This is a genomic window from Corallococcus terminator, assembly GCF_003611635.1.
Lineage (GTDB): Bacteria > Myxococcota > Myxococcia > Myxococcales > Myxococcaceae > Corallococcus > Corallococcus terminator.
Window position 1 is genome coordinate 1 of sequence record NZ_RAVZ01000718.1, and the last position, 1,054, is coordinate 1,054.

At 71.4% G+C, this 1,054-nt stretch carries 1 protein-coding gene and 1 pseudogene; both read left to right on the forward strand.

What is annotated here, in order from left to right; all coding sequences use genetic code 11:
- Positions 1–161 precede the first annotated feature (161 nt).
- Positions 162–830 carry an RNA polymerase sigma factor gene (locus D7V88_RS41750; protein ID WP_244238697.1) on the forward strand — a complete coding sequence of 223 codons (669 nt, stop codon included), beginning with the start codon at positions 162–164 and terminating at the stop codon, positions 828–830.
- Positions 827–1,054, forward strand: a pseudogene (locus tag D7V88_RS41755) (hypothetical protein); the annotation flags it as partial. The gene D7V88_RS41750 and the pseudogene D7V88_RS41755, both read left to right, overlap by 4 nt.

Below are 1,054 nucleotides of genomic sequence, written 5' to 3' on the forward strand. Positions count from 1 at the left end.
GCCCACCCCAGTACGCGAAAATTCGACCCGCACGACCCGAGTCCCGAGGTCATTGCGTATCTCCTTTCAGAAGGGCCAGGGAGGGCCGGGCATGGGGCCCGGCCAGGGCCCGCGCAACGCCACGGAGCTTCCGCGTGCTGCCAGGAAACGAGCGGTCAGTCTTGGAGGCCTTCCGCCGGGGGGATACCCCCGTCCTCACCCAGGTCTACCGCGCCTATTCGCCGGAGGTGTTGCGCTACCTGTCGCGCCGCTTCTCCGTGCACTCGGAGACGGGCATGCGGTCGGTGGCGCTCACGCCGCTGGACCTGGACGCGGCCCATCAGGAGACCTTCGTGCGGGCCTTCCGCCCCCACATGCGCCAGGCCTACGACGGGGTGCGCCCCTACCTGGGCTTCCTGCTCACCGTGGCCCGCTCCACCGCCATCGACCTGATGCGCGCCTCCGGCCGGGTCGCCCGGGAGGCCATCCCCCTGGACGACGCGCCGGAGCTGGTGCACGCCCCCGACGACGGCCGCAGCCCGGAGGAGGAAGCCCTGAGCTCCGAGGTCCGCTCCCTGGTGCGCCGCTTCCTGGACGCCCTGCCCGCCGAAGGCCGCGCCCTGGCCCAACTGCGCTTCATGGACGGCCTGTCCCAGGAGTCCGCCGCCGACGAGTTGAAGCTCTCCCGCGGCGAGGTGCGCGTGCGCGAACGGAGACTGCGGGTGCAGTTCACCGAACACCTGAAGGACTCGGGTTGGTTGGACAGTGACGTCGCCCCGGGACGCCTGGAGCTGGGCGCCCTGCTGGCCTCACTGGCCCTGTGCGCCATGCGATTCGGGAGCCTCCCATGAAGTGGTACGAACGCCACGTGGACGCGAGCCTGACGCGCTGGTCCCTGGGGGAGCTGTCCGCCCCCGAATCCTCCCGCCTGCTGCGCCACGCCCACGCCTGCACCCGCTGCGGCACCCGGTACAACAAGTGGACCCGCGCTCACCGCGCCTTCGAATCCGGCCACACGGACACGCCCACCTCCATCGAACTGGAGACGCTCACCGTCGCGGGCCTGGAGGCCGCC